Annotated in this window: 19 protein-coding genes; 6 read left to right on the forward strand and 13 right to left on the reverse strand. The window is 71.4% G+C overall.

The window, feature by feature from the left end; translation table 11 throughout:
- Window positions 1–6: 6 nt before the first annotated feature.
- From ACIRD3_RS36590 to ACIRD3_RS36600, 3 genes are all read right to left on the reverse strand, one after another.
- On the reverse strand, window positions 7–1,293 hold the full coding sequence (locus tag ACIRD3_RS36590; protein ID WP_402225414.1) for a hypothetical protein: 1,287 nt from the start codon (window positions 1,291–1,293) through the stop codon (window positions 7–9).
- On the reverse strand, window positions 1,283–2,101 hold the full coding sequence (locus tag ACIRD3_RS36595) for a hypothetical protein (RefSeq protein WP_402225416.1): 819 nt from the start codon (window positions 2,099–2,101) through the stop codon (window positions 1,283–1,285). The genes ACIRD3_RS36590 and ACIRD3_RS36595 overlap by 11 nt, the downstream gene beginning before the upstream one ends.
- Window positions 2,102–2,269: 168 nt before the next feature.
- Window positions 2,270–2,620 carry a hypothetical protein gene (locus ACIRD3_RS36600; protein WP_223241718.1) on the reverse strand — a complete coding sequence of 117 codons (351 nt, stop codon included), beginning with the start codon at window positions 2,618–2,620 and terminating at the stop codon, window positions 2,270–2,272.
- 248 nt (window positions 2,621–2,868) lie between these two features.
- Between ACIRD3_RS36600 and ACIRD3_RS36605 the strand changes: the two genes are divergently transcribed.
- Both ACIRD3_RS36605 and ACIRD3_RS36610 read left to right on the forward strand, forming a co-directional pair.
- Window positions 2,869–4,047, forward strand: a complete 1,179-nt coding sequence (locus tag ACIRD3_RS36605; protein WP_402225419.1) for an NlpC/P60 family protein — start codon at window positions 2,869–2,871, stop codon at window positions 4,045–4,047.
- A gap of 204 nt (window positions 4,048–4,251) precedes the next feature.
- On the forward strand, window positions 4,252–4,974 hold the full coding sequence (locus ACIRD3_RS36610) for a phosphatase PAP2 family protein (RefSeq protein WP_402225423.1): 723 nt from the start codon (window positions 4,252–4,254) through the stop codon (window positions 4,972–4,974).
- Window positions 4,975–5,033: 59 nt separating this feature from the next.
- On the opposite strand, the gene ACIRD3_RS36615 is transcribed toward ACIRD3_RS36610, so the two are convergent.
- On the reverse strand, window positions 5,034–5,225 hold the full coding sequence (locus ACIRD3_RS36615; protein ID WP_402225425.1) for a hypothetical protein: 192 nt from the start codon (window positions 5,223–5,225) through the stop codon (window positions 5,034–5,036).
- Between the two features lie 163 nt (window positions 5,226–5,388).
- Here ACIRD3_RS36615 and ACIRD3_RS36620 point away from each other — a divergent pair, with 163 nt between their 5' ends.
- Both ACIRD3_RS36620 and ACIRD3_RS36625 read left to right on the forward strand, forming a co-directional pair.
- The gene (locus ACIRD3_RS36620; RefSeq protein WP_402225427.1) at window positions 5,389–6,288 is read left to right on the forward strand and encodes a hypothetical protein; all 900 of its coding nucleotides are present in this window, start codon (window positions 5,389–5,391) and stop codon (window positions 6,286–6,288) included.
- Between the two features lie 196 nt (window positions 6,289–6,484).
- The gene (locus ACIRD3_RS36625) at window positions 6,485–6,673 is read left to right on the forward strand and encodes a hypothetical protein (RefSeq protein WP_402225429.1); all 189 of its coding nucleotides are present in this window, start codon (window positions 6,485–6,487) and stop codon (window positions 6,671–6,673) included.
- A 69-nt stretch (window positions 6,674–6,742) separates the two neighbouring features.
- Here ACIRD3_RS36625 and ACIRD3_RS36630 read toward each other — a convergent pair whose 3' ends face one another.
- Window positions 6,743–7,126, reverse strand: a complete 384-nt coding sequence (locus ACIRD3_RS36630) for a metal-sensitive transcriptional regulator (RefSeq protein WP_402225431.1) — start codon at window positions 7,124–7,126, stop codon at window positions 6,743–6,745.
- Between the two features lie 362 nt (window positions 7,127–7,488).
- Between ACIRD3_RS36630 and ACIRD3_RS36635 the strand changes: the two genes are divergently transcribed.
- Window positions 7,489–8,109 carry a DUF47 domain-containing protein gene (locus ACIRD3_RS36635; protein ID WP_391556271.1) on the forward strand — a complete coding sequence of 207 codons (621 nt, stop codon included), beginning with the start codon at window positions 7,489–7,491 and terminating at the stop codon, window positions 8,107–8,109.
- 5 nt (window positions 8,110–8,114) lie between these two features.
- Window positions 8,115–9,110 carry an anion permease gene (locus ACIRD3_RS36640; protein WP_402225433.1) on the forward strand — a complete coding sequence of 332 codons (996 nt, stop codon included), beginning with the start codon at window positions 8,115–8,117 and terminating at the stop codon, window positions 9,108–9,110.
- A 190-nt stretch (window positions 9,111–9,300) separates the two neighbouring features.
- On the opposite strand, the gene pstB is transcribed toward ACIRD3_RS36640, so the two are convergent.
- The 8 genes from pstB to mshD all read right to left on the reverse strand — a co-directional run bounded on the left by pstB (window position 9,301) and on the right by mshD (window position 18,901).
- The gene (gene pstB, locus ACIRD3_RS36645; protein WP_402225436.1) at window positions 9,301–10,077 is read right to left on the reverse strand and encodes a phosphate ABC transporter ATP-binding protein PstB; all 777 of its coding nucleotides are present in this window, start codon (window positions 10,075–10,077) and stop codon (window positions 9,301–9,303) included.
- A 42-nt stretch (window positions 10,078–10,119) separates the two neighbouring features.
- Complete coding sequence (gene pstA / locus ACIRD3_RS36650; protein ID WP_402225438.1) at window positions 10,120–11,190, reverse strand: phosphate ABC transporter permease PstA; 1,071 nt, start codon at window positions 11,188–11,190, stop codon at window positions 10,120–10,122.
- Window positions 11,187–12,164 carry a phosphate ABC transporter permease subunit PstC gene (gene pstC, locus ACIRD3_RS36655; protein ID WP_402225441.1) on the reverse strand — a complete coding sequence of 326 codons (978 nt, stop codon included), beginning with the start codon at window positions 12,162–12,164 and terminating at the stop codon, window positions 11,187–11,189. The genes pstA and pstC overlap by 4 nt, the downstream gene beginning before the upstream one ends.
- 150 nt (window positions 12,165–12,314) lie before the next feature.
- Window positions 12,315–13,451 (reverse strand): phosphate ABC transporter substrate-binding protein PstS, encoded by a 1,137-nt coding sequence (pstS, locus tag ACIRD3_RS36660; RefSeq protein ID WP_402225443.1) that lies wholly within the window; start codon window positions 13,449–13,451, stop codon window positions 12,315–12,317.
- Between the two features lie 244 nt (window positions 13,452–13,695).
- Window positions 13,696–14,133, reverse strand: coding sequence for an NUDIX hydrolase (locus ACIRD3_RS36665; protein WP_402225456.1), 438 nt, complete (start codon window positions 14,131–14,133; stop codon window positions 13,696–13,698).
- 88 nt (window positions 14,134–14,221) lie between these two features.
- On the reverse strand, window positions 14,222–15,307 hold the full coding sequence (locus ACIRD3_RS36670) for a CHAD domain-containing protein (protein ID WP_402225446.1): 1,086 nt from the start codon (window positions 15,305–15,307) through the stop codon (window positions 14,222–14,224).
- Window positions 15,308–15,427: 120 nt separating this feature from the next.
- Complete coding sequence (locus ACIRD3_RS36675) at window positions 15,428–17,605, reverse strand: RNA degradosome polyphosphate kinase (RefSeq protein WP_402225448.1); 2,178 nt, start codon at window positions 17,603–17,605, stop codon at window positions 15,428–15,430.
- Between the two features lie 333 nt (window positions 17,606–17,938).
- Window positions 17,939–18,901: a mycothiol synthase gene (gene mshD, locus ACIRD3_RS36680; RefSeq protein WP_402225450.1), complete on the reverse strand. Its 963-nt coding sequence runs from the start codon at window positions 18,899–18,901 to the stop codon at window positions 17,939–17,941.
- Window positions 18,902–19,031: the final 130 nt, after the last annotated feature.

Consider the following 19,031-nt stretch of genomic DNA (forward strand, 5'->3'; position numbering starts at 1 on the left):
TACCCGTCACCCTCCCTTCGCTGGATTGCTGTCGCGGATCGGAACCGGAGCGGCCTGCGGCGGCCCGGCCTGCGGCGGCGGAGCCGGCGTCCGGCCGGCGTGCGCGGCGATGCCCGGCGCGACCGAGCCGCCGCCCGCACCACCACCGCCACCCCCGCCCGCCGCGGCGCCGCGGTCGCCGTGGGTGGTGATGCCCTGCTTCATCAGGTTCGCGGTCCCGTTGATCATCGCCGAACCCGCCTGCACCGCGTTCGCCCGGGCCTGGCGCATGTTCAGGATCTCGTCGCCGAAGCCCGGCACGAAGCGGTAGATCGCGGCACTGGCGAAGATCGACAGGAACAGGATCGCCAGCCCCGACAGCACCCGGGCGAAGTCGTCACTCGCCCCGGCACCGGTCGCCACCGCACCCGCCAGGCCCAGGATGATCACGATGATCGGCTTCGCCAGGTCCACCGCCAGCATCACCCCGGCCCACCGGCGCACGTGCTTCCACAGCTGCTTGTCGACCAGCCCCGCGTACACCGCCGTCCCCAGCAGCGCGCCCACGTAGAGCATCGCCGCGCGGATCAGCAGCTCGATCCAGAGCACCGCCGCCGCCAGCACCGCGACCAGCGACACCAGCACCAGGATCAGCGGGCCGCCGCCGACGTTCCCCTTCTCCAAGGTGTCCGCGAACCCGCCCAGGTACGACCCGGTGTCCGTCTTCGTCCCGACCGCGATCGCCTTGGTCAGCCCGTCCGTCACGCTCACCACGGTGTACAGGATCAACGGCGTGAACGCGGACGCCACCACCGTCAGCCACAGGAAGCCGATCGCCTCCGAGAACGCCGTCGTCAACGGCGCCCCCCGCACCGCCCGCTTCGTCACCGCCAGCAGCCACAGCACCAGCGTGATCACCGTCGACACCGCGAACACCACGGCGTACTGCTGCAGGAACGACGCATTGGTGAAGTCCACCTGCGTCGTCCCGTCGATCGCCCCCGACAGGTTCCGCACCACCCACGCCGCCGCCTGCGCACAACTCTTCGCCAACGACCCCAGCGGATCGGTCACATTGGTGACGGTGCTCGTCCCGGGGAGCGAACCGCCTCCCGGGGGAGCGCAGTAGACGTCGTTCCCGGGGAGCGGAACACCGGGGCAACTCGTGTTGCTGGTACCGGCACTTGGAGTGGGGGCGGGCTCAGCCAGCGCTCGATGGGCTGTCGCCACGACGGAGAGGGTGCCGAACAGCGTCACTCCCGCCACACGGCCCAGTGCCCCCCGGACCAGACCCGGGTTACGGTCAGCGGGCATAGCGGAAGCCTCCGAACTGCTCGACGGCACCAGTGATCTCCTCGGCGGTCGCGGCCTGCTGGTCCGGCGGAACGGGGGCCGGCCCCGATGCCCGGCTGAAGTCGGTGAGCTTCCAGTCCGTGCCCGTCCACCGCAGGCTGAGGCTCAGCGTGAACCACTCCTGGGACACCGGCTTGACCGAGCGCTCGCCGGCGAGCCCGAATAGCCCAGTGCACCACACGTCGACCTTGACGCTGTCCGCTGTGTAGCCGTTGCTCTTGGTCCCGACCGGAATCGTCCGGCTGACGAAGGTCAGTCCCTTGGGCGGCCGCCCCTGCGTGTCGACCCCGAACCTGGCTGCCGTCTCCGGCGAGAAGCCCTGGTCCAGCCGGCTCTGCAGGGTGGCCGCGGCGCCCGGGTCGGCGATGGTGGCGACGATGGTGTGGCGGCTGTCGGTGCGGAACATGTCCGCGGAGCCGATCGCCACCGCGTAGTTGGCGGCGGCGGACTGGGCGCCCTGGTCACTGTGCGGGAAGCCGGACGCGATGCCGTTGACGGTGGTGCCGACGGGCTGGTCTCCGCTGGGGCCGGGGCCGGCGCCGGAGGTGGCGCCGGGGGCGGCGTGGTCGGCCGAGCCGCCGTTGCCGCTGCCGGGGTCGGGCTTGCCGCGGTTGGCGATGGCGATGGCGACGACGAGGAGGGTGACCACGACGAGGACGGTCAGCAGGGTGCGCAGCGGCCGGGACTGACGCAGGTTCGGCGGTGAGGAGGGCTGTTCGCCGACCGGTAGCCGCGTACGGGTGTGCGGCTGGTCGTCGGACAACGGCACGGCGGCCCTCCTGGTGCGGGGAGCCGGGGGCGGCTCCGGGGGCCCTCCACCCGGGGGCGGGCGCGGACGGAGGGTGGGGTACGGGGTGGACTGCTGGTAGGCCGGCCACCGGTGGGGGGCCGGACGGGGACCGGACCTCGGACGGGCCGGACTACTGCTGTCCGATCGTCAGATAGCCATGCCGTAGACAATGGTGAACAGAGTGCCGAGTGATCCGATGATGAACACGCCGGTCAGTCCGGCGACGATCAGTCCCTTGCCCTGTTCGGCTCCGAAGCTGTCCCGCATGGCGGTCGCACCGATCCGCTGCTTGGCCGCACCCCAGACGGCGAGGCCGAGGCAGACGAGGATGGCGACGGCCATGATGACCTCGACCATCACCCGGGCCTCCGACCCGAGGCTCGCGAACGGGCCCCAGTCCGGGGCGATCCCGCCGATGATGGTGTCGATATTCGGCTTCTTGGGAGGGTCCTCGGCCAGGTGGCCGACCGCATAGGTGTGCACGCTGCTCAGGTTCATTTCCATCTCACCGCCCGATCAGGCAAATTCAAGGGCCCGGACCCCGCCCGCGCGAAGGGTCGGTGCCTATTCTTGGCCAGATCTGATGTCGACTTGGCTACTTCTCGCGGATTGGTCGTGAGGCATCGGACACGTACGCGAGGATGTCCACCGTACGAAGGATAGCGCTCACTCCTTGTATCTCGGATGATTGCGGTGAGCAACGCCTTCCGGAACACTTCGACTGACGAATCGTCGGGATGGTGCTGATGGTACTCCGGAAGGCCGGGACGGCCGCCGTCGCTGCGGGAGTTGTTGCGTTCGGGTTCATCGGGCTGGTGACGATGGGGACTTATGCGGCAAGTGGGACGCCGCAACAGTCGGCGAATCGTTCCGCCCTCTCGCCCGGAACGGTCCCCGCGGCCTACCAGGAGGCGATCCAGAAGTGGGGCGCGCTGTGCCCCGAGATCTCTCCGCCGATGCTCGCGGCGCAGCTGTACCAGGAAAGCGGATTCGACCCCAAGGCCCGCTCTGGTGTCGGCGCGCAGGGAATGGCGCAGTTCATGCCGGGCACCTGGGTGACGTACGGAACGGACGGGAACGGTGACGGCCGGAAGGACGTCTGGGACCCGTACGACGCGATCGCCTCGGCGGCGGCGTACGACTGCGCGCTCGCCAAGGACGTCGCGAACGTCCCGGGCGACCCGCAGGCCAACATGCTGGCCGCCTACAACGCCGGTCCGTACGCGGTGACGAGCAGCCGGGGCGTCCCGCCGTACAAGGAGACCCAGGGCTACGTGCGGAGCATCCAGGCGATGGCCCGCAGCTTCACCGCGCCGACCGCGCCGCTGGAGGTGTCCGCGCAGTCGGCGGCGGCGATCTACTTCGCGCAGACCAAGCTGGGCACCCCGTACCTGTGGGGCGGTGAGGGCCTGCCCTCGCAGAACGGGCGGTTCGACTGCTCGGGCCTGACCCAGGCCGCGTACGCCAGTGTGGGCATCACGCTGCCCCGGGTGGCGAACGACCAGTGGTACGCCGGTCCGCATCCGTCGCGCGATCAGTTGCGGCCGGGCGACCTGGTGTTCTGGGCGACGGACCTGGGCGACCCGCGGAGCATCCACCACGTCGGGATCTACGTCGGCGGCGGCTACATGATCAACGCGCCGCACACCGGTGCGGTGATCCGCTACGACAAGATCGACACCAGGGAGTACATCGGCGCGACCCGGGTGACGTCGGACGGCGCCCAGGCGCTGCCGAGCCGGAACAACGACGGTGCGGTCAACGCCCCGAGCCGGCCCGGTTCGACGGCCCCGACGACCCCCGCCGGCCTCCAGGGCGGCGCCCCGGGAGGCACTCGGGGCGCCGCCGCGGCGGCGCCCGCCCGGCCCGCGGCGGCCGCCCCGCCCGCACCCACCGGGCCGGCTCCCGCCGGGGCCGGCCGGTAGACGGGGGTGGCGGGTGGGGCACCCGTGACCTGTGTGCGCGGTGTGGACGCTGAGTCAAGTTTCCATAACTGCGCGTTTCCGTGGAACGCTGTGCCCCGGAAATGACGTTTGTTCCGGTGGCCCCTCGTCAGCATTCCGCGCCGGGCGGGCCCCGGCGGGAACGAACAGCTGTAGCGGACCAGAAGGACCAGAAGGAGGTGCGGCGTGTCGACGCCGCTTGCCGACACGACCAACCCCGACCTCGGCCTGCTCTACGCCGTCAACGGCCTGGCCAAGCGCTCCCCGCAGTGGCTGGACCACCTGGTCTCGTGGATCGGCGAGTACGGCATCCTGATCGGCCTGGGCCTGCTCGGCCTGGTGGCCTGGATGCAGGCCAGACGCCGCCCGGACGCGCCGGTGGCGGTCGCCGGGCTGCTCTGGGTGCCGCTGTCGGTCGCCATCGCCGAGCTGGCCAACCTGCCGATCGCCGCGATCGTCGACCGCCCGCGCCCGTTCGTCGACCATCCCGGGCTGCTGGTCCTGGTGGACGGCAAGGCGGGCACGCACTCGTTCGTCAGCGACCACTCGACCATGACGATGGGCGTCGCGGTGGCACTGTTCCTGGTGAACCGGCGGCTCGGCTGGATCGCCGGCGGACTGGCCCTGTTGCAGGGCTTCTGCCGGATGTTCATGGGCGTGCACTATCCGACCGACGTGATCGGCGGCTTCGCGCTGGCCGTCGCCGTGGTGCTGCTGCTGGCGCCGATCGCGATGGCGGTCCTGGTGCCGTTCTGCCACGCGCTGAGCCGGACGGCCGTCGCCCCGCTGATCCGGGCGTCGGGGCGCGGTGGCGCGGCCGGGGGCGTGGCCGGTCCGCGCGGCCGTCGGCGCGGGCGAGGGGCGGTACGGAGCGGGGAGCAGCCGCCGGAGTCCGACCTGGCGGCCTGAGCCGCGCCTCGGCCGGACCGGCGGCCCGGACGGACCCCGCGCAAGGGGCCCGGGCCCGGTCAGTCCGGATCGACGCCGCTCGCGGCGAGGTGGTCGGCCCCCTCGCGACGGGCCAGGTCTCTGGAGCGGCGGGCCGGGGCGAACCAGCCGCAGCTGCAGCTCGCGTGGGCGAAGGAACCGCGCTCCTCGATCGCGAGGCGGTGCTCGGGCATCCGGGTGGTGCCGGGTGTGACCGGCAGCTCACTGTGCACGTGGTTCACCGTAACGCGCCGGACGTCCGCTGCGCGAAGTCCGCCGATCGGCGGGCAACCGTAACCCTTTGCGCGCCAACTCGTTTGCCCGGAAAGAGCTCTGCCCACCCGGTGGTATCCCGGCAGGGCAGTCGGGCCCGAGGGGGTTGTCGCGAGGATGAAGATGACCGACCAGCAGCGCACCGGACGGCCAGCGCGCCGTCCGGGTCCGCACCTGCGCTCGGCGGCCGGGGCCGCCCTGCTCGCCGCCGCACTGGCGGCGAGCGCGGCCGGGTGCTCGGGCGGCTCCGGCGGCGGCTCCTCGGACCGGCAGTCGAGCGCCCCCGACCAGCTCGCCGCGGACCCGCTGACGGCGGTGCGCAACGCCGCCGACATCACCGGCCGCACCGGCTCCGCGCGCACCGCCACCGAGCTGGTCACCGAGTCCGCCGAGAAGAAGGCCGCCTTCAGCGGCACCGGTGGCTACGACTACGTGAAGCGGATCGGCCGGCTGGAGGTCCAGGTGCCGCCCGGCGCGGCGACCACCGGGAAGATCGTCGAGGTGGTCCTGCCCGGCACCGTCTACCTGCAGAACAGCGGCGCCAAGGTGCCCGAGGGCAAGTGGGTCAAGCTGGACGTGCGCCAGCTGCCGGACGGCAACCTGGTCAGCAGCGGCGCGACCGATCCGGCCTCGGCGGCGGGGGCGCTGCGCGGGGCGCAGAAGGCGGAGGCGGTCGGCACCGAGACCGTCGACGGGGTCGCGCTGCACCACTACCGCGGCACCCTGGACCTGGCGAAGGCGGCCGACGCGACCGGCGGGCGGGGCGGCGACGGCCTGCGGATGGGCGGCCAGACCTTCACCGTCAAGGAGGTCCCGTACGACGCCTGGTTGGACGACCAGGGCCGGCTGCACAAGGTGGTGGAGGTGTTCACCTTCGCGGGGGTGGCCGGGTCGAAGGAGCCCAAGGACCAGGTGAAGGTGACCTCGACCACCTCTCTCTCGGACTTCGGGAAGCCGGTCGAGGCGGCCGAACCCTCGGCCTCGGACATCTACCAGATGAAGCCGACGGAGAGCCCCAAGTAGGCCGCCGGCGAAGCGCTCCGGCGCCGGGGCGAGACGGGGTTCCGCCGCAGCGGGTGGCCGTCCGGGGAGCGACGGCCACCCGTTTCGGGGGCGCCGAGATGGCCCGTCCGTGCCATGTGGACGGGCCCCGGAGTGCCTAGGCTGGACGTCGGGTGGCTGCCGCCCGGGCTGGCGAGGCACTGAAGGGGTGGTGCAGGTGGTGTCGTCCACGGGCGGCCGCAGCGGCGGCCACGACGACGCGGCCCTCGACGAGATCGAGCTGGCCGGTGAGCTGATGATCGCCGCGACCGCCAGCTCCGGCGACCGGCTGCCGACCGAACGGATCGACGAGGTGCTGCTCGACCGGGCCGAGCCCGGGCCGGCCGAGGCCGAGGCCGAGGACTAGCGGGTCAGGGGCCGGCCGAGGCCGAGGACTAGCGGGTCAGGGGCCGGCCCCGGAGGGCCGACCGGGGGCTCAACTGCGCAGCAGGCGGCTGATCGCGGCGGTGGCCTCCGCCACCTTGGCGTCCAGCTCGGCGCCGCCCTGCTCGGCGGCCGCGGCGACGCAGTGCCGCAGGTGCTCCTCCAGCAGGGAGAGCGCGAAGGACTGCAGCGCCTTGGTGCTGGCCGACACCTGGGTGAGCACGTCGATGCAGTAGACGTCCTCGTCGACCATGCGCTGCAGGCCGCGGATCTGGCCCTCGATCCGGCGCAGCCGCTTGAGGTGGGCGTCCTTCTGGGCGCTGTAGCCGTGCGGGCCGTGGCCGCCCTGGTGTCCGGCCGCGGGTGCGGCGTGGCCGGCGTGCGGGTCCGTGCCCTGCGCGTGATCCGCCTCGGTGCGCGCTTGCGTCGTGGTCATCGGCCCCGCCTTCGTCTGGAGTGCCTGGTGGCTGCGTCGGCCACCAGTGTCCAACACCTCGGCACCGCGTGGTGTTCCGACGGCCGAGGCGGCATGTGCCGCTGGGCCGGGACGGACCCGGCGGAGCGGCTTCGGCCAACTGAGCGGGGCCCGCGCCCGCCGTCCGCACGACGGGGGCGATCCGGGCGAGGTTCCGTCAGACTGGGGGCTCGGTCCGCAGGTGGCGGTCCGGGCCGGGTCAGCCGGTGCGACACCCGAACGGAAGAGGAGGTTCCGGCTCCGAACCCGGGCCCCCGTTTGCGTGATTGCGCTTCGTTGCACCTAGCATCATTCAGTCCCTACCCCGCACATCGGAGATTTCCGTGCGTTTTAGCCTGACCCCGAAGGAGACGAGCTTCTACGACATGTTCGCCGCCGCGGCGGACAACCTCGTCGTCGGATCGAAGCTCCTGCTGGAACTGCTGGGATCAGACGTGTCGGCCCGCGCGGAGATCGTCGAGCGCATGCGCGCCGCCGAGCACGCCGGGGACGACACCACCCATGCCGTCTTCCACCAGCTGAACTCGTCCTTCATCACGCCCTTCGACCGCGAGGACATCTACAGCCTCGCCTCGTCGCTGGACGACATCATGGACTTCATGGAGGAGGCCGTCGACCTGGTCGTCCTCTACGACATCCAGACCCTGCCGAAGGGGGTCGAGCAGCAGATCGAGGTTCTGGCCCGGGCCGCCGAGCTCACCGCGGAGGCGATGCCGAACCTGCGGAGCATGTCGAACCTCACGGAGTACTGGATCGAGGTGAACCGGCTGGAGAACCAGGCGGACCAGATCCACCGCAAGCTGCTCGCCCACCTGTTCTCCGGTCAGTACGACGCCATCGAGGTCCTCAAGCTCAAGCAGGTCGTGGACGTCCTGGAGGAGGCGGCGGACGCGTTCGAGCACGTCGCCAACACGGTGGAGACCATCGCCGTCAAGGAGTCCTGACCCCCGTGGACACGGCTGCACTCATCGCCGTCATCGGCGTTGCGTTCTTCTTCACCTACACCAACGGCTTCCACGACTCGGCGAACGCGATCGCCACCTCGGTCTCGACCCGGGCGCTCACCCCGCGGGCCGCGCTCGCGATGGCCGCCGTGATGAACCTGGCCGGCGCCTTCCTCGGCAGCGGCGTGGCGCACACCGTCTCCAAGGGGATCATCGAGACCCCGAAGGGCGACCAGGGGATGGCGATCCTGTTCTCCGCGCTGGTCGGCGCGATCGCCTGGAACCTGATCACCTGGTACTTCGGCCTGCCGTCCTCCTCCTCGCACGCCCTGTTCGGCGGCCTGGTGGGCGCGGCGCTGGCCGGCGGCACCGAGGTGCTCTGGGACGGCGTCATCGACAAGATCATCGTCCCGATGGTGGTCTCGCCGGTGGTCGGCCTGGTCGGCGGGTTCCTGGTGATGCTGGCGATCCTCTGGATCTTCCGCCGGACCAACCCCCACCGGGCCAAGCGCAACTTCCGGGTCGCGCAGACCGCCTCGGCCGCCGCGATGGCGCTGGCGCACGGTCTGCAGGACGCCCAGAAGACCATGGGCATCGTGGTCATGGCGCTGGTCATCTCCGGTCAACAGGCCACCTACGACATCCCGGTCTGGGTGAAGATCTCCTGCGCCGCGATGCTCTCGCTGGGCACCTACGCGGGTGGCTGGCGGATCATGCGGACGCTCGGCCGGAAGATCATCGAACTGGACCCGCCGCAGGGCTTCGCGGCCGAGACCACCGCCTCGGTGGTCATGTACATCACGTCGTTCGTCTACAAGGCGCCGATCTCCACCACCCACGTGATCACCTCGGCGATCATGGGCGTGGGGGCCACCAAGCGGATCCGCGCGGTGCGCTGGGGCGTCGCGAAGAACATCGTGCTCGGCTGGTTCATCACGATGCCGGCGGCCGCCATCGTCGCAGCGCTGGTGTACTGGTTCGTCCACCTCTTCTGGGGCTGACACCCGGCACCCACGCCCGGGCCCTTGAGCCCCCTTCGGCCCGGCGAGCGGGCGACCTGCACAGAAGGGCCCGCCCCCACATCTCGGGGGCGGGCCCTTCATCATGTCCCGCGGCGGCACCGCCATGCAGCACCACGGGACAGCTCGCGTTCCGTCACCCGCCGCGGTGCGGCGGGTGACGGCGTCCGGTTTAGCCGAAGCGGCCGGAGATGTAGTCCTCGGTCGCCTGGACCGACGGGTTGGAGAAGATCCGCTGGGTGTCGTCCAGCTCGATCAGCTTGCCCGGCTGGCCCACGCCGGCCAGGTTGAAGAAGGCGGTGCGGTCGCTGACGCGGGCCGCCTGCTGCATGTTGTGGGTCACGATGACGATGGTGAACTGCGACTTCAGCTCGCCGATCAGGTCCTCGATGGCGAGGGTGGAGATCGGGTCGAGCGCGGAGCACGGCTCGTCCATCAGCAGGACCTCGGGCTCGACCGCGATGGCGCGGGCGATGCACAGACGCTGCTGCTGACCGCCGGAGAGGCCGGCACCCGGCTTGTTCAGCCGGTTGTGGACCTCCTTCCAGAGGTTCGCGCCCTTCAGCGAGCGCTCCACCACCCCGTCCAGGACGGACTTCTTCTTCACGCCCGCGAGCCGGAGGCCGGCGACCACGTTGTCGTAGATCGACATGGTCGGGAACGGGTTCGGGCGCTGGAACACCATGCCGATCGAGCGCCGCACGGCGACCGGGTCGACGTTGGAGGCGTAGAGGTTCTCGTCGTCCAGGAGGACCTTGCCCTCGACCCGGGCGTTGGGGATCACCTCGTGCATGCGGTTCAGGGTCCGCAGGAAGGTGGACTTGCCGCAGCCGGAGGGGCCGATGAAGGCGGTCACCGAGCGGGGCTCGATGCTCATCGAGATGTCCTCGATGGCCTTGGTGGTGCCGTAGTAGGCCGACAGTCCGCTGACGTCGATGCGCTTGGCCATGATCGTTGCTTCTCTCGTCTGTCTCGTACGTCAGTCGGTCGGTCAGTGCCCGCCCTTGGGCGAGCGCCAGCGTGCGATGCCCCGGGCGATGAGGTTGAGCCCCATCACGAAGGCGATCAGCACCAGCGCCGCACCCCAGGCACGGGCGTAGCCGAAGTCGTTGTTGACCTGCGAGTACTGCGTCCAGATGTACATCGGCAGCGACTGCTGCGGTCCGTCGAACGGGTTGTTGTTGATGTAGTCGGCGCCGAACACCAGCATCATCACCGGGGCGGTCTCGCCCGTGATGCGGGCGACCGCGAGCATCACACCGGTGGCGATGCCGCCGATCGCGGTGGGGAGGACGATCCGCAGGATGGTCTTCCACTTCGGCACGCCGAGCGCGTACGACGCCTCGCGCAGCTCGTTCGGGACCAGCTTGAGCATCTCCTCGGTCGAGCGGACCACGACCGGCATCATCAGGATGGCCAGCGCGAGGCTGCCCGAGAAGCCGGAGTAGCCGAAACCGAGGGCGAGGTTCCAGAGCGAGAGGACGAACAGACCGGCGACGATCGACGGGATGCCCGTCATGACGTCGACGAAGAAGGTGACCGCCTTGGCGAGCTTGCCGCGGCCGTACTCGACCAGGTAGACGGCGGTCAGCAGGCCGATCGGGGCGGCCATCGCAGTGGCCAGGGCGACCTGCTCCAGGGTGCCGATCAGCGCGTGGTAGATGCCACCGCCGGGGCCGGACTGGAGGATGCCCTTCATCGAGTGGGTCAGGAAGTTGGCGTTGATCACCTTGATGCCCTGCTGGACGGTGTAGACCGTCAGGGCGACCAGCGGGACGACGGCCAGGATGAAGGCGACCCAGACCACCGAGGTGGCGAGCCGGTCCTTGGCCTGCCGGCGGCCCTCGATCCCGGCCGAGACGCCGTAGCCGATCAGCAGGAACAGCGCGCCCGAGATCAGGCCCCACTGCAGGTGGCTGGCGAGGTCGGCGGCGGCGCCGATCCCGCAGCCGAGGGCGATCGAGCCGACCGCGACGACGGCCGGGGCCCACTTGGGAAGACGGTTGGCGGTCAGCGAGCGGCCGATCGGCCGGGCGTCCTCGACGACGGCGGTGGCGGTCATGCGTTGGCCCCCGAGTACTCCTTGCGGCGGGCGATGATCAGTCGCGCGGCACCGTTCACCAGCAGGGTGATGACGAACAGGACGAGACCGGAGGCCATCAGCGCGTTGCGCCCGTTGTCGCCGGCCTCGGCGAACTTGAGCGCGATGTTCTGCGCGAAGGTGCCGCCGCCCGCGTCCAGGACGTGCAGCGACAGGACGTTGCTGGAGGAGAGCACCACCGCGACCGCGATGGTCTCGCCGAGCGCACGGCCGAGGCCGAGCATCGAGGCCGAGATGATGCCGGGGCGCCCGAAGGGCAGCACCGCGGTGCGGATCATCTCCCAGCGGGTGGCGCCGAGCGCGAGCGCCGCCTCCTCGTGCATCCGCGGGACCTGGCGGAACACCTCGCGGCTGACCGCGGTGATGATCGGCAGGACCATGATCGCCAGCAGGATGCCGACGGTGAACAGGTTGCGCGGGGTGCCGGTCTTGGTCTGGTCGAAGATGTACGTCCAGCCCAGGTACTCGTTGAGCCAGCTGGTCAGGCCGTCCATGTGCGGGACCAGGAAGAGCGCGCCCCACAGGCCGTAGACGATGCTGGGGACGGCGGCGAGCAGGTCCACCAGGTAGGCGAACGGCTGGGCGATCCGGCGCGGCGCGTAGTGCGAGATGAACAGCGCGATCCCGATGGCCACCGGGACGGCGATCGCCATCGCGATGACGGCGCTCACGATGGTGCCGACGACCAGCACCGGGATGCCGAAGACCGGCTTCGGGGCGTCCGGCGCCCACTCGAAGGTGGTGAAGAAGTTGCCGTCGTTGTTGCTGAGGGCCAGGCCCGAGCGCCAGGCCAGGAAGCCGGCGATGGCGGCCATGATGACCAGCAGCAGGATGCCCGAGCCCCGGGCGAGGTTCATGAAGATCTTGTCGCCGACGCGGCTGTCGCGCGGTCGGCGTTCCCTGCCTTGCGGGGCGGCAGGGGGGGATGAAGTCATTGGTCTACTCCGGTCTGGTGGCGCCGCCCCGGAAGGGGGACGGCACCATGGCGGCGGTGCCCCGGATGGTGCTGGGTTCGTGGTGCGTTCCGGTGGGGCGGCCCCGGCCCCCCTCGCTCACGGGGCCGCCCCACCGGTGGTCCCGATGGATCAGGCCAGGGTCGGGATGACGGCGTTGACCTTGTCGGTCAGCTCCTTCGGGAGCGGGACGTAGCCCTTCTCACCGGCGGCCTTCTGACCCGCGTCGCTGGCGGTGTAGGTCAGGAAGGACTTCAGGGTCTCCAGGGTGTCGGCCTTGTTGCCCTTGTCGCAGACGATCTCGTAGGTGACCAGGACCAGCGGGTAGGAGCCCTCGTCCTTGGTCGCGTAGTCGAGCTTCAGCGCCAGGTCGCTGCCGGTGCCCGCGATCTTCGCCTTGGCGAAGGTGTTGGCGGCGTTGGCGGCGGTGGCCTCGACCGGCTTGGAGGCGCCGGTGTTGATGGCGGCGCTCTTCAGGCTGTTGGTCTGGGCGTAGGCCAGCTCGACGTAGCTGATCGAGTTCTTGACCTGCTTCACCTGGGCCGCGACACCGGCGCTGCCGTTGGCCGACTGGCCGCCCTTGGCCGCCCAGGTCTTGCTGGACGGGTAGGCCCAGGCGCCGTTGCCGGCGGCGGCGAAGTACTTGGTCAGGTTGTCGGTGGTGCCGGAGTCGTCCGAGCGGTGGAAGGACTGGATGTCCGCGTCCGGCAGCTTGGCGCCCGGGTTCAGGGCGGCGATGGCCGGGTCGTTCCACTTGGTGATCTGCGAGTCGAAGATCTTGGCGGCGGTCGGGCCGTCCAGGACCAGGTTGTCGACGTTGTCCACGTTGTAGACGAGCGAGATCAGACCGCCGGCCATCGGGAGGTCGATACCCTGGCCACCGGTGCAGACCGCCTTGGAGGCGTCGACCTCGGCCGGCTTCAGCGCCGAGTCGGAACCGGCGAACTGGACCTTGCCCTGGGTGAACTGCTGGATGCCCGCACCCGAGCCCACACCCTGGTAGTTGATGGTGGTGCCGGAGCAGGCGGCGCTGAAGTTGGTCTTCCACACGTCGATCGCCGTGCCCTGGGCGGTCGAACCGGCGGCGATCAGCGAACCGGACTTGCCACAGTTGATCGCGGAGCCGGCCGCGGCGGAGCCGCTGGAGCCGCCGGACGCGGTCGAGGTGTTTTCGTTGTCCGAGCCGCAGGCGGCGAGCGACAGCGAGCTGACGAGCGCCACGGCACCGATCGCGAGGGCCTTGGAGCGGCCGTTCCGCTGGAGCTTCACAGGGGTGTCCCTTTCTGAGGCATTGCCCGCTTCGGGGGCCGTACGCGGACGGCGCAGCGCGGGTTTTGCTGTGGTCCGGGGCCCGTGCGGCCCTCCGGTGGTCCCGAAGTTAGGCCGGGGAAGTGACACGTCAGCCGGTCACGAGTGAACGGCGAGTGAACCTCGAACGGATGACAGGAAACTAGGCCAGGTAGTAACGGTTGCGTCACGGCAGGGGCGCGGGTGGATCACTCCCACGGTTCCTTCACGGGCGGCTGCCACCGGCCCGGACCGGCTTCGCCCCCAGGACCACCAGCAGCGCGTCGATCAGCAACCGGTCGTGGTCGTAGCTGAGCCGCGCCCGGGCCTTCCCGGCCGGCAGCCACTCCAACCGGTCCACCTCGCGGTTCGGCCGGAAGGCACCGCTCGACGGCACCGCGGCCCAGTACCGGACCTCCTTCGGGCGGCCCTGCACCCGGTAGTGCTGCGCGGGCAGCTCCGGCCCGAGCAGGCAGCGGAAGCCGGTCTCCTCCCACACCTCGCGCAGCGCCGCCTCGACCACGCCCTCACCCGGGTCGAGCTTGCCCTTCGGCAGGCTCCAGTCGTCGTACTTGGGCCGGTGGATCACCGCGACCCGCGGCCGCCCCAGCCGGCCGCTCTTCTTCGGCCGGCCCGGCAGCCAGAGCACCGCGCCCGCCGCCATGACCACCGGGCCGTGACCCGCCCCGGCCGCGCTCTCCCCCGGGAGCCGTCCGGATCCCGGCCGTCCGCCCTCCGGACGCCTGCCCAACTCAGACCGTCCTCGGCCCGGCGGAGGGGCCCCAGCCCTCGGCCGGGAACTGCGGCCAGCCGTCCGGGCCGGACTGCAGCTCTGGCCACCGGTGGCCGAAGGCGTACCGGGCCGACTCCACCTCCAGCCGCTGGTCGGCGTGCACCACGCCCAGCACGTACGCGGTCGCCGGGGTGATCCGCGGGGTGCGCGCCGCGGTGGCGGCGGTGACCGCGGCGTCCGCGGCCTCCTGCTGCCGGGCCAGCACCGCGTCCAGCTCGTCCAGCTCGGTGGACGGACGGCCGCACACCTCCAGCGCGTACCGGGCGCGCTTCACCAGGATCCGCAGCCGGGCCCACGGCGCGTCGTCGGCCGCCAGCGCCGCGTCCGCGTCCAGCGCTCCCCGGGCCGCCGGGACGACACCGAGCCGGCGCAGCCCGTCCCCGCCGTACGGGGTCGCGGCCCGCTGCAGCGGCAGCTGCTGGGCGGTCGCGACCAGCGCGGCGAACGCGGCGGCCGCCTGCGGCAGCAGCACCGCCGGCGCCCGGCCGGCCGCGGACTCCGCCAGCGGCGCCTCGCCCACCAGCAGCGTCATCCGGTCCGCCAGCGCGTGCAGCCGGGCCGAACGGAGCTCCTGGAGCACCGAGGAGTGCGCCCGGGTCCTGGCCAGGGTCAGCTGCCGGTCCAGCAGGGCCCGCGCCTTGGGGGCGCCCGCGTGGCCCGCCAGCATGCCCGTCCCCTCCGGGTCGCTGCCGCTCAGCGAGTCCAGCGCGCCCAGCAGCCGGGCCGAGCGGCGGACGTACCCGGGTTCGAGCGCCAGCAGGTTGAGCAGCCAGCGCAGTTCGGTGCGGGACTCCTGCGCCCAGGTCTGCTCGAAGACCGAGCCGAAGGTGTGCAGCAGCCCGCCGATCCGCCGGACGGCCCGCAGCAGGTCCGCGGTGCCCGCCGCCGGGACGACCGAGGCCGCCCCGGGTCTGGCGCCGACCTCGCCCACCGCCAGCGGCAGGGCGCGCAGGAAGGCGCCGGCCTGGGCGGTCAGGTGGCGGGAAAGGATGTCCCCGGCGGTCGCGGTGGAGGCCGCCTGGGCCGTCATCGGCGCATCGGTCATGGCGTGGTGAATCCCCGTTCCCCCGGGGCCTCTCCCCGGGGCTGGTGGCCCGACCGCCGGAGGAGCTTGCCCGTGGGGGTTCGGGGCCCGCTGCTCCGGCGGCTTCGCATCAGTGGAGCGTCAGCGCGAGGTGGCGGCCCGGCGGCGCTGACGCGAGTCGATCAGGAGGTCCTGGACGTGCCGCAGCTTCCGGTCCTCGGCGTCCCGCGAGTGGCGGGTCCAGGTGCCGTCCGGCCCCAGGTGCCAGGACTCGGTCTCGTCCGACACCCCGAGGTCGATCAGTCCGGACAGCTCGGCGCGGTGCGCCGGATCGGTGATCCGCAGCAGCGCCTCGATCCGGCGGTCCAGGTTGCGGTGCATCATGTCGGCGCTGCCGATCCACACCTCCGGATCGCCGTTGTTGCCGAACACGAAGATCCGGGAGTGCTCCAGGAACCGGCCCAGGATGCTGCGCACCCGGATGTTCTCGCTCAGCCCGGGCACGCCGGGGCGGATCGCGCAGATCCCGCGCACCCAGACGTCCACCGGCACCCCGGCCTGCGAGGCCCGGTACAGCGCGTCGATCACGGCCTCGTCGACGATCGAGTTGACCTTGAGCTTCACGAACGCCGGACGGCCCGCCTTGTGGTGGGCGATCTCGTTGTGGATCCGCGACACCAGCCCGTCCCGCAGGCCGCGCGGGGCGGTCAGCAGGCGCCGGTAGGACTCGCGGCGCGAGTAGCCGGAGAGCCGGTTGAAGAGGTCCGACAGGTCGGCGCCGACCTGCGGGTCGGAGGTGAGCAGGCCGAGGTCCTCGTACAGCCGGGCCGTCTTCGGGTGGTAGTTCCCGGTGCCGACGTGGGAGTAGCGGCGCAGGGTGTCGCCCTCCTGGCGGACCACCAGCGACAGCTTGCAGTGCGTCTTCAGGCCGACCAGGCCGTAGACCACGTGGCAGCCCGCCTCCTCCAGCTTGCGGGCCCACTTGATGTTGGCCTGCTCGTCGAAGCGCGCCTTGATCTCGACCAGCACCAGCACCTGCTTGCCGGACTCGGCCGCGTCGATCAGCGCGTCCACGATCGGCGAGTCGCCGGAGGTCCGGTACAGGGTCTGCTTGATCGCCAGCACGTCCGGGTCGGCGGCGGCCTGCTCCAGGAAGGCCTGCACCGAGGTCGAGAAGCTGTCGTACGGGTGGTGCAGCAGGACGTCGCGCTCGCGCATCGCCGCGAAGATGTCCGGCTGGGAGGCCGACTCGACGTCGGTCAGGCCGCGGGCCGTGCCCGCCACGAACTTCGGGTACTTGAGCTCCGGGCGGTCCAGCTCGGCGATCCCGAACAGCCCGGTCAGGTCCAGCGGCCCGGGCAGCGGGAAGACCTCCGCCTCGGTGATGTTCAGCTCCCGCACCAGCAGGTCCAGGATGTAGGGGTCGATCGACTCCTCGACCTCCAGCCGGACCGGCGGGCCGAAGCGCCGCCGCATCAGCTCCTTCTCCAGGGCCTTGAGGATGTTCTCGGTGTCGTCCTCCTCCACCTCCAGGTCCTCGTTGCGGGTGACGCGGAAGGCGTGGTGGGCCAGCACCTCCATCCCCGGGAAGAGCTCCTCCAGGTGCGCGCCCATCACGTCCTCCAGCGGGACGTACCGCTGGGGCGAGGCCTCCAGGAAGCGGGCCAGCGACTGCGGCACCTTCACCCGGGCGAAGTGCTTGTGCCCGGAGACCGGGTTGCGCACCACGACGGCCAGGTTGAGCGAGAGCCCCGATATGTACGGGAAGGGGTGCGCCGGGTCGACCGCCAGCGGGGTCAGCACCGGGAAGATCTTCTGCCGGAACAGGGTGTGCAGCCGGGCCTGCTCCTTCTCGGCCAGCTCCGACCAGCGCACCACCTCGATGCCCTCGGTGGCGAGGTCCGGCAGCACCTCCTGCTGGAAGGCCGCGGCGTGCCGGGCCATCAGCTCGCGCGAGCGGGTCCAGATCAGGTCCAGCACTTCGCGCGGCTGGAGGCCGGACGCACTCCGCTGGGCGACGCCGGTGGCGATCCTGCGCTTGAGGCCGGCCACCCGGACCATGAAGAACTCGTCCAGGTTGCTGGCGAAGATCGCCAGGAACTTGGCCCGCTCCAGCAGCGGGATCCCCGGGTCCTCGGCGAGCTCCAGGACGCGCTCGTTGAACGCCAGCCAACTGCGCTCGCGGTCGAGGAAGCGGCCCTGCGGCAGCGCTTCGAACTCCTGCTCGTCCGCGGTCGGCAACTCCGGCGGGACCCCCAGCGCACTGGACATCCGGGCCGTCGGCGACAGCGGGGCAGAGACGGGGCGGGGGATGCTCATGGGCTCCAGCTCCTCCAGCAGCAGGACGGCGTCCGGACGCGAATGGCTCTGCGGGCCGTCGCCCTCGCCCCGGGAGGTTCCGGGAACAGCGCCCGTCCCCCGGGCGCGGTCCGTACAGGACCGACCGGTGCGTGGCGGTCGACTCTGCACGAGCGAGACACTACGGACTTCATCCTGTGATCTTCGCGGCAGCAATTGAATCCACGGTAAACACCGCATGGCCAGGAGGAAAGCTGAGTCGGTCGGGGCAAGGGCCGCCGCCGTAGCGGCCCTCGCCCGTCACCGCCCTCACCGCTCCGGGCCGGGCTCCAGGCCGGTCTCCGGGCGTCCCGGTCAGGCCGACCGCTTCTCCCGGTACCGGGCTCGGTACATGAGGTCCACCTCGTGAACGGTGAATCCCAGTCGTTCATATACCCGGACAGCGGCCGGATTGTCGGCGTCGACGTAGAGAAGAACGGTCTCCAGTCCGCGCTCGCCCGGGCCGGTGCCGGTCAGGTGGCGCAGGCCCACCGCGGTCAGCGCGCGGCCGAGGCCACTGCCCTGCTCCGCCGGGTCCACCCCGACCACGTACACCTCGCCGAGCTCCGGCTCCCCGGCGGTCGCCGGGTGCACCTTCGTCCAGTGGAAGCCGACCACCTTCCCCGCGCGGGTGGCGAGGAAGAAGCCGGCCGGGTCGAACCACGGCTCGGCCATCCGCTCGGCCAGGTCCCGCTGCGTCCAGGCGCCCTGCTCCGGGTGGTGGGCGAAGGCCAGGGCGTTCAGCCGCAACCACTCGGCCTCGTCCTCCCCCGGGCGGAAGGTGCGGAACTCCACTCCCTCCGGAACGACGACCTCCTCGGTCTGCCGACCGGTGCGGCGCATCTGCCGCAGCTCACGGACCAGCGCGGCCCCGTACGACTCGGCCAGGTGGCGGGCCGCCGGGTGCCCGCCGTGCACCCAGAAGTCCACCGCCTCGTGCCCCGCCCGGTGGGCCTCCGCCAGGACGGCGTCCACCAACGGACGGGCCAGGCCACGACCGCGGGCGGCCGGGTCGACCACCAGCTCGGCGGCGGGATTGCCGGCCCGCCCCTGCGGCACTTCGAGCTGTCCGTACCCGAGCACGACATCCGCTTCGGTCTCCACCAGGTGGACCACGCCCGGGCGCGGACTCTCGGCGGCCCGCAGCCGCAGCCGGCCCTGCTCGGACACGGCGGCGCGGCCGTCCACCGCCTGGGCCTCCGCCAGAGCACGCAGGGCGCCGTCACGCTGCCCGGGGTGGAGCACGTGCTCCACAATGACCGCTGTCTGATCGTCCATGTACTGACGATACGTCGACGCGGGAGCGGAAAGGCCCGGAAATGCGAAGAACCCCCATCCGGTGACCGGATGGGGGTTCTTCGTGAATGATTGTTCGGCGGCGTCCTACTCTCCCACAGGGTCCCCCCTG

The sequence above is a fragment of the Kitasatospora sp. NPDC093550 genome, from assembly GCF_044764985.1.
GTDB lineage: Bacteria > Actinomycetota > Actinomycetes > Streptomycetales > Streptomycetaceae > Kitasatospora.

Coding starts and splice junctions, on each gene's coding strand:
- ACIRD3_RS36590 (WP_402225414.1), bottom strand. CDS start 1,293: ATGCCCGCTGACCGTAACCCGGGTCTGGTCCGGGGGGCACTGGGCCGT.
- ACIRD3_RS36600 (WP_223241718.1), bottom strand. CDS start 2,620: ATGAACCTGAGCAGCGTGCACACCTATGCGGTCGGCCACCTGGCCGAG.
- ACIRD3_RS36605 (WP_402225419.1), top strand. CDS start 2,869: ATGGTACTCCGGAAGGCCGGGACGGCCGCCGTCGCTGCGGGAGTTGTT.
- ACIRD3_RS36620 (WP_402225427.1), top strand. CDS start 5,389: ATGACCGACCAGCAGCGCACCGGACGGCCAGCGCGCCGTCCGGGTCCG.
- ACIRD3_RS36630 (WP_402225431.1), bottom strand. CDS start 7,126: ATGACCACGACGCAAGCGCGCACCGAGGCGGATCACGCGCAGGGCACG.
- pstB (WP_402225436.1), bottom strand. CDS start 10,077: ATGGCCAAGCGCATCGACGTCAGCGGACTGTCGGCCTACTACGGCACC.
- pstA (WP_402225438.1), bottom strand. CDS start 11,190: ATGACCGCCACCGCCGTCGTCGAGGACGCCCGGCCGATCGGCCGCTCG.
- pstC (WP_402225441.1), bottom strand. CDS start 12,164: ATGACTTCATCCCCCCCTGCCGCCCCGCAAGGCAGGGAACGCCGACCG.
- ACIRD3_RS36665 (WP_402225456.1), bottom strand. CDS start 14,133: ATGGCGGCGGGCGCGGTGCTCTGGCTGCCGGGCCGGCCGAAGAAGAGC.
- ACIRD3_RS36670 (WP_402225446.1), bottom strand. CDS start 15,307: ATGACCGATGCGCCGATGACGGCCCAGGCGGCCTCCACCGCGACCGCC.
- ACIRD3_RS36675 (WP_402225448.1), bottom strand. CDS start 17,605: ATGAGCATCCCCCGCCCCGTCTCTGCCCCGCTGTCGCCGACGGCCCGG.
- mshD (WP_402225450.1), bottom strand. CDS start 18,901: ATGGACGATCAGACAGCGGTCATTGTGGAGCACGTGCTCCACCCCGGG.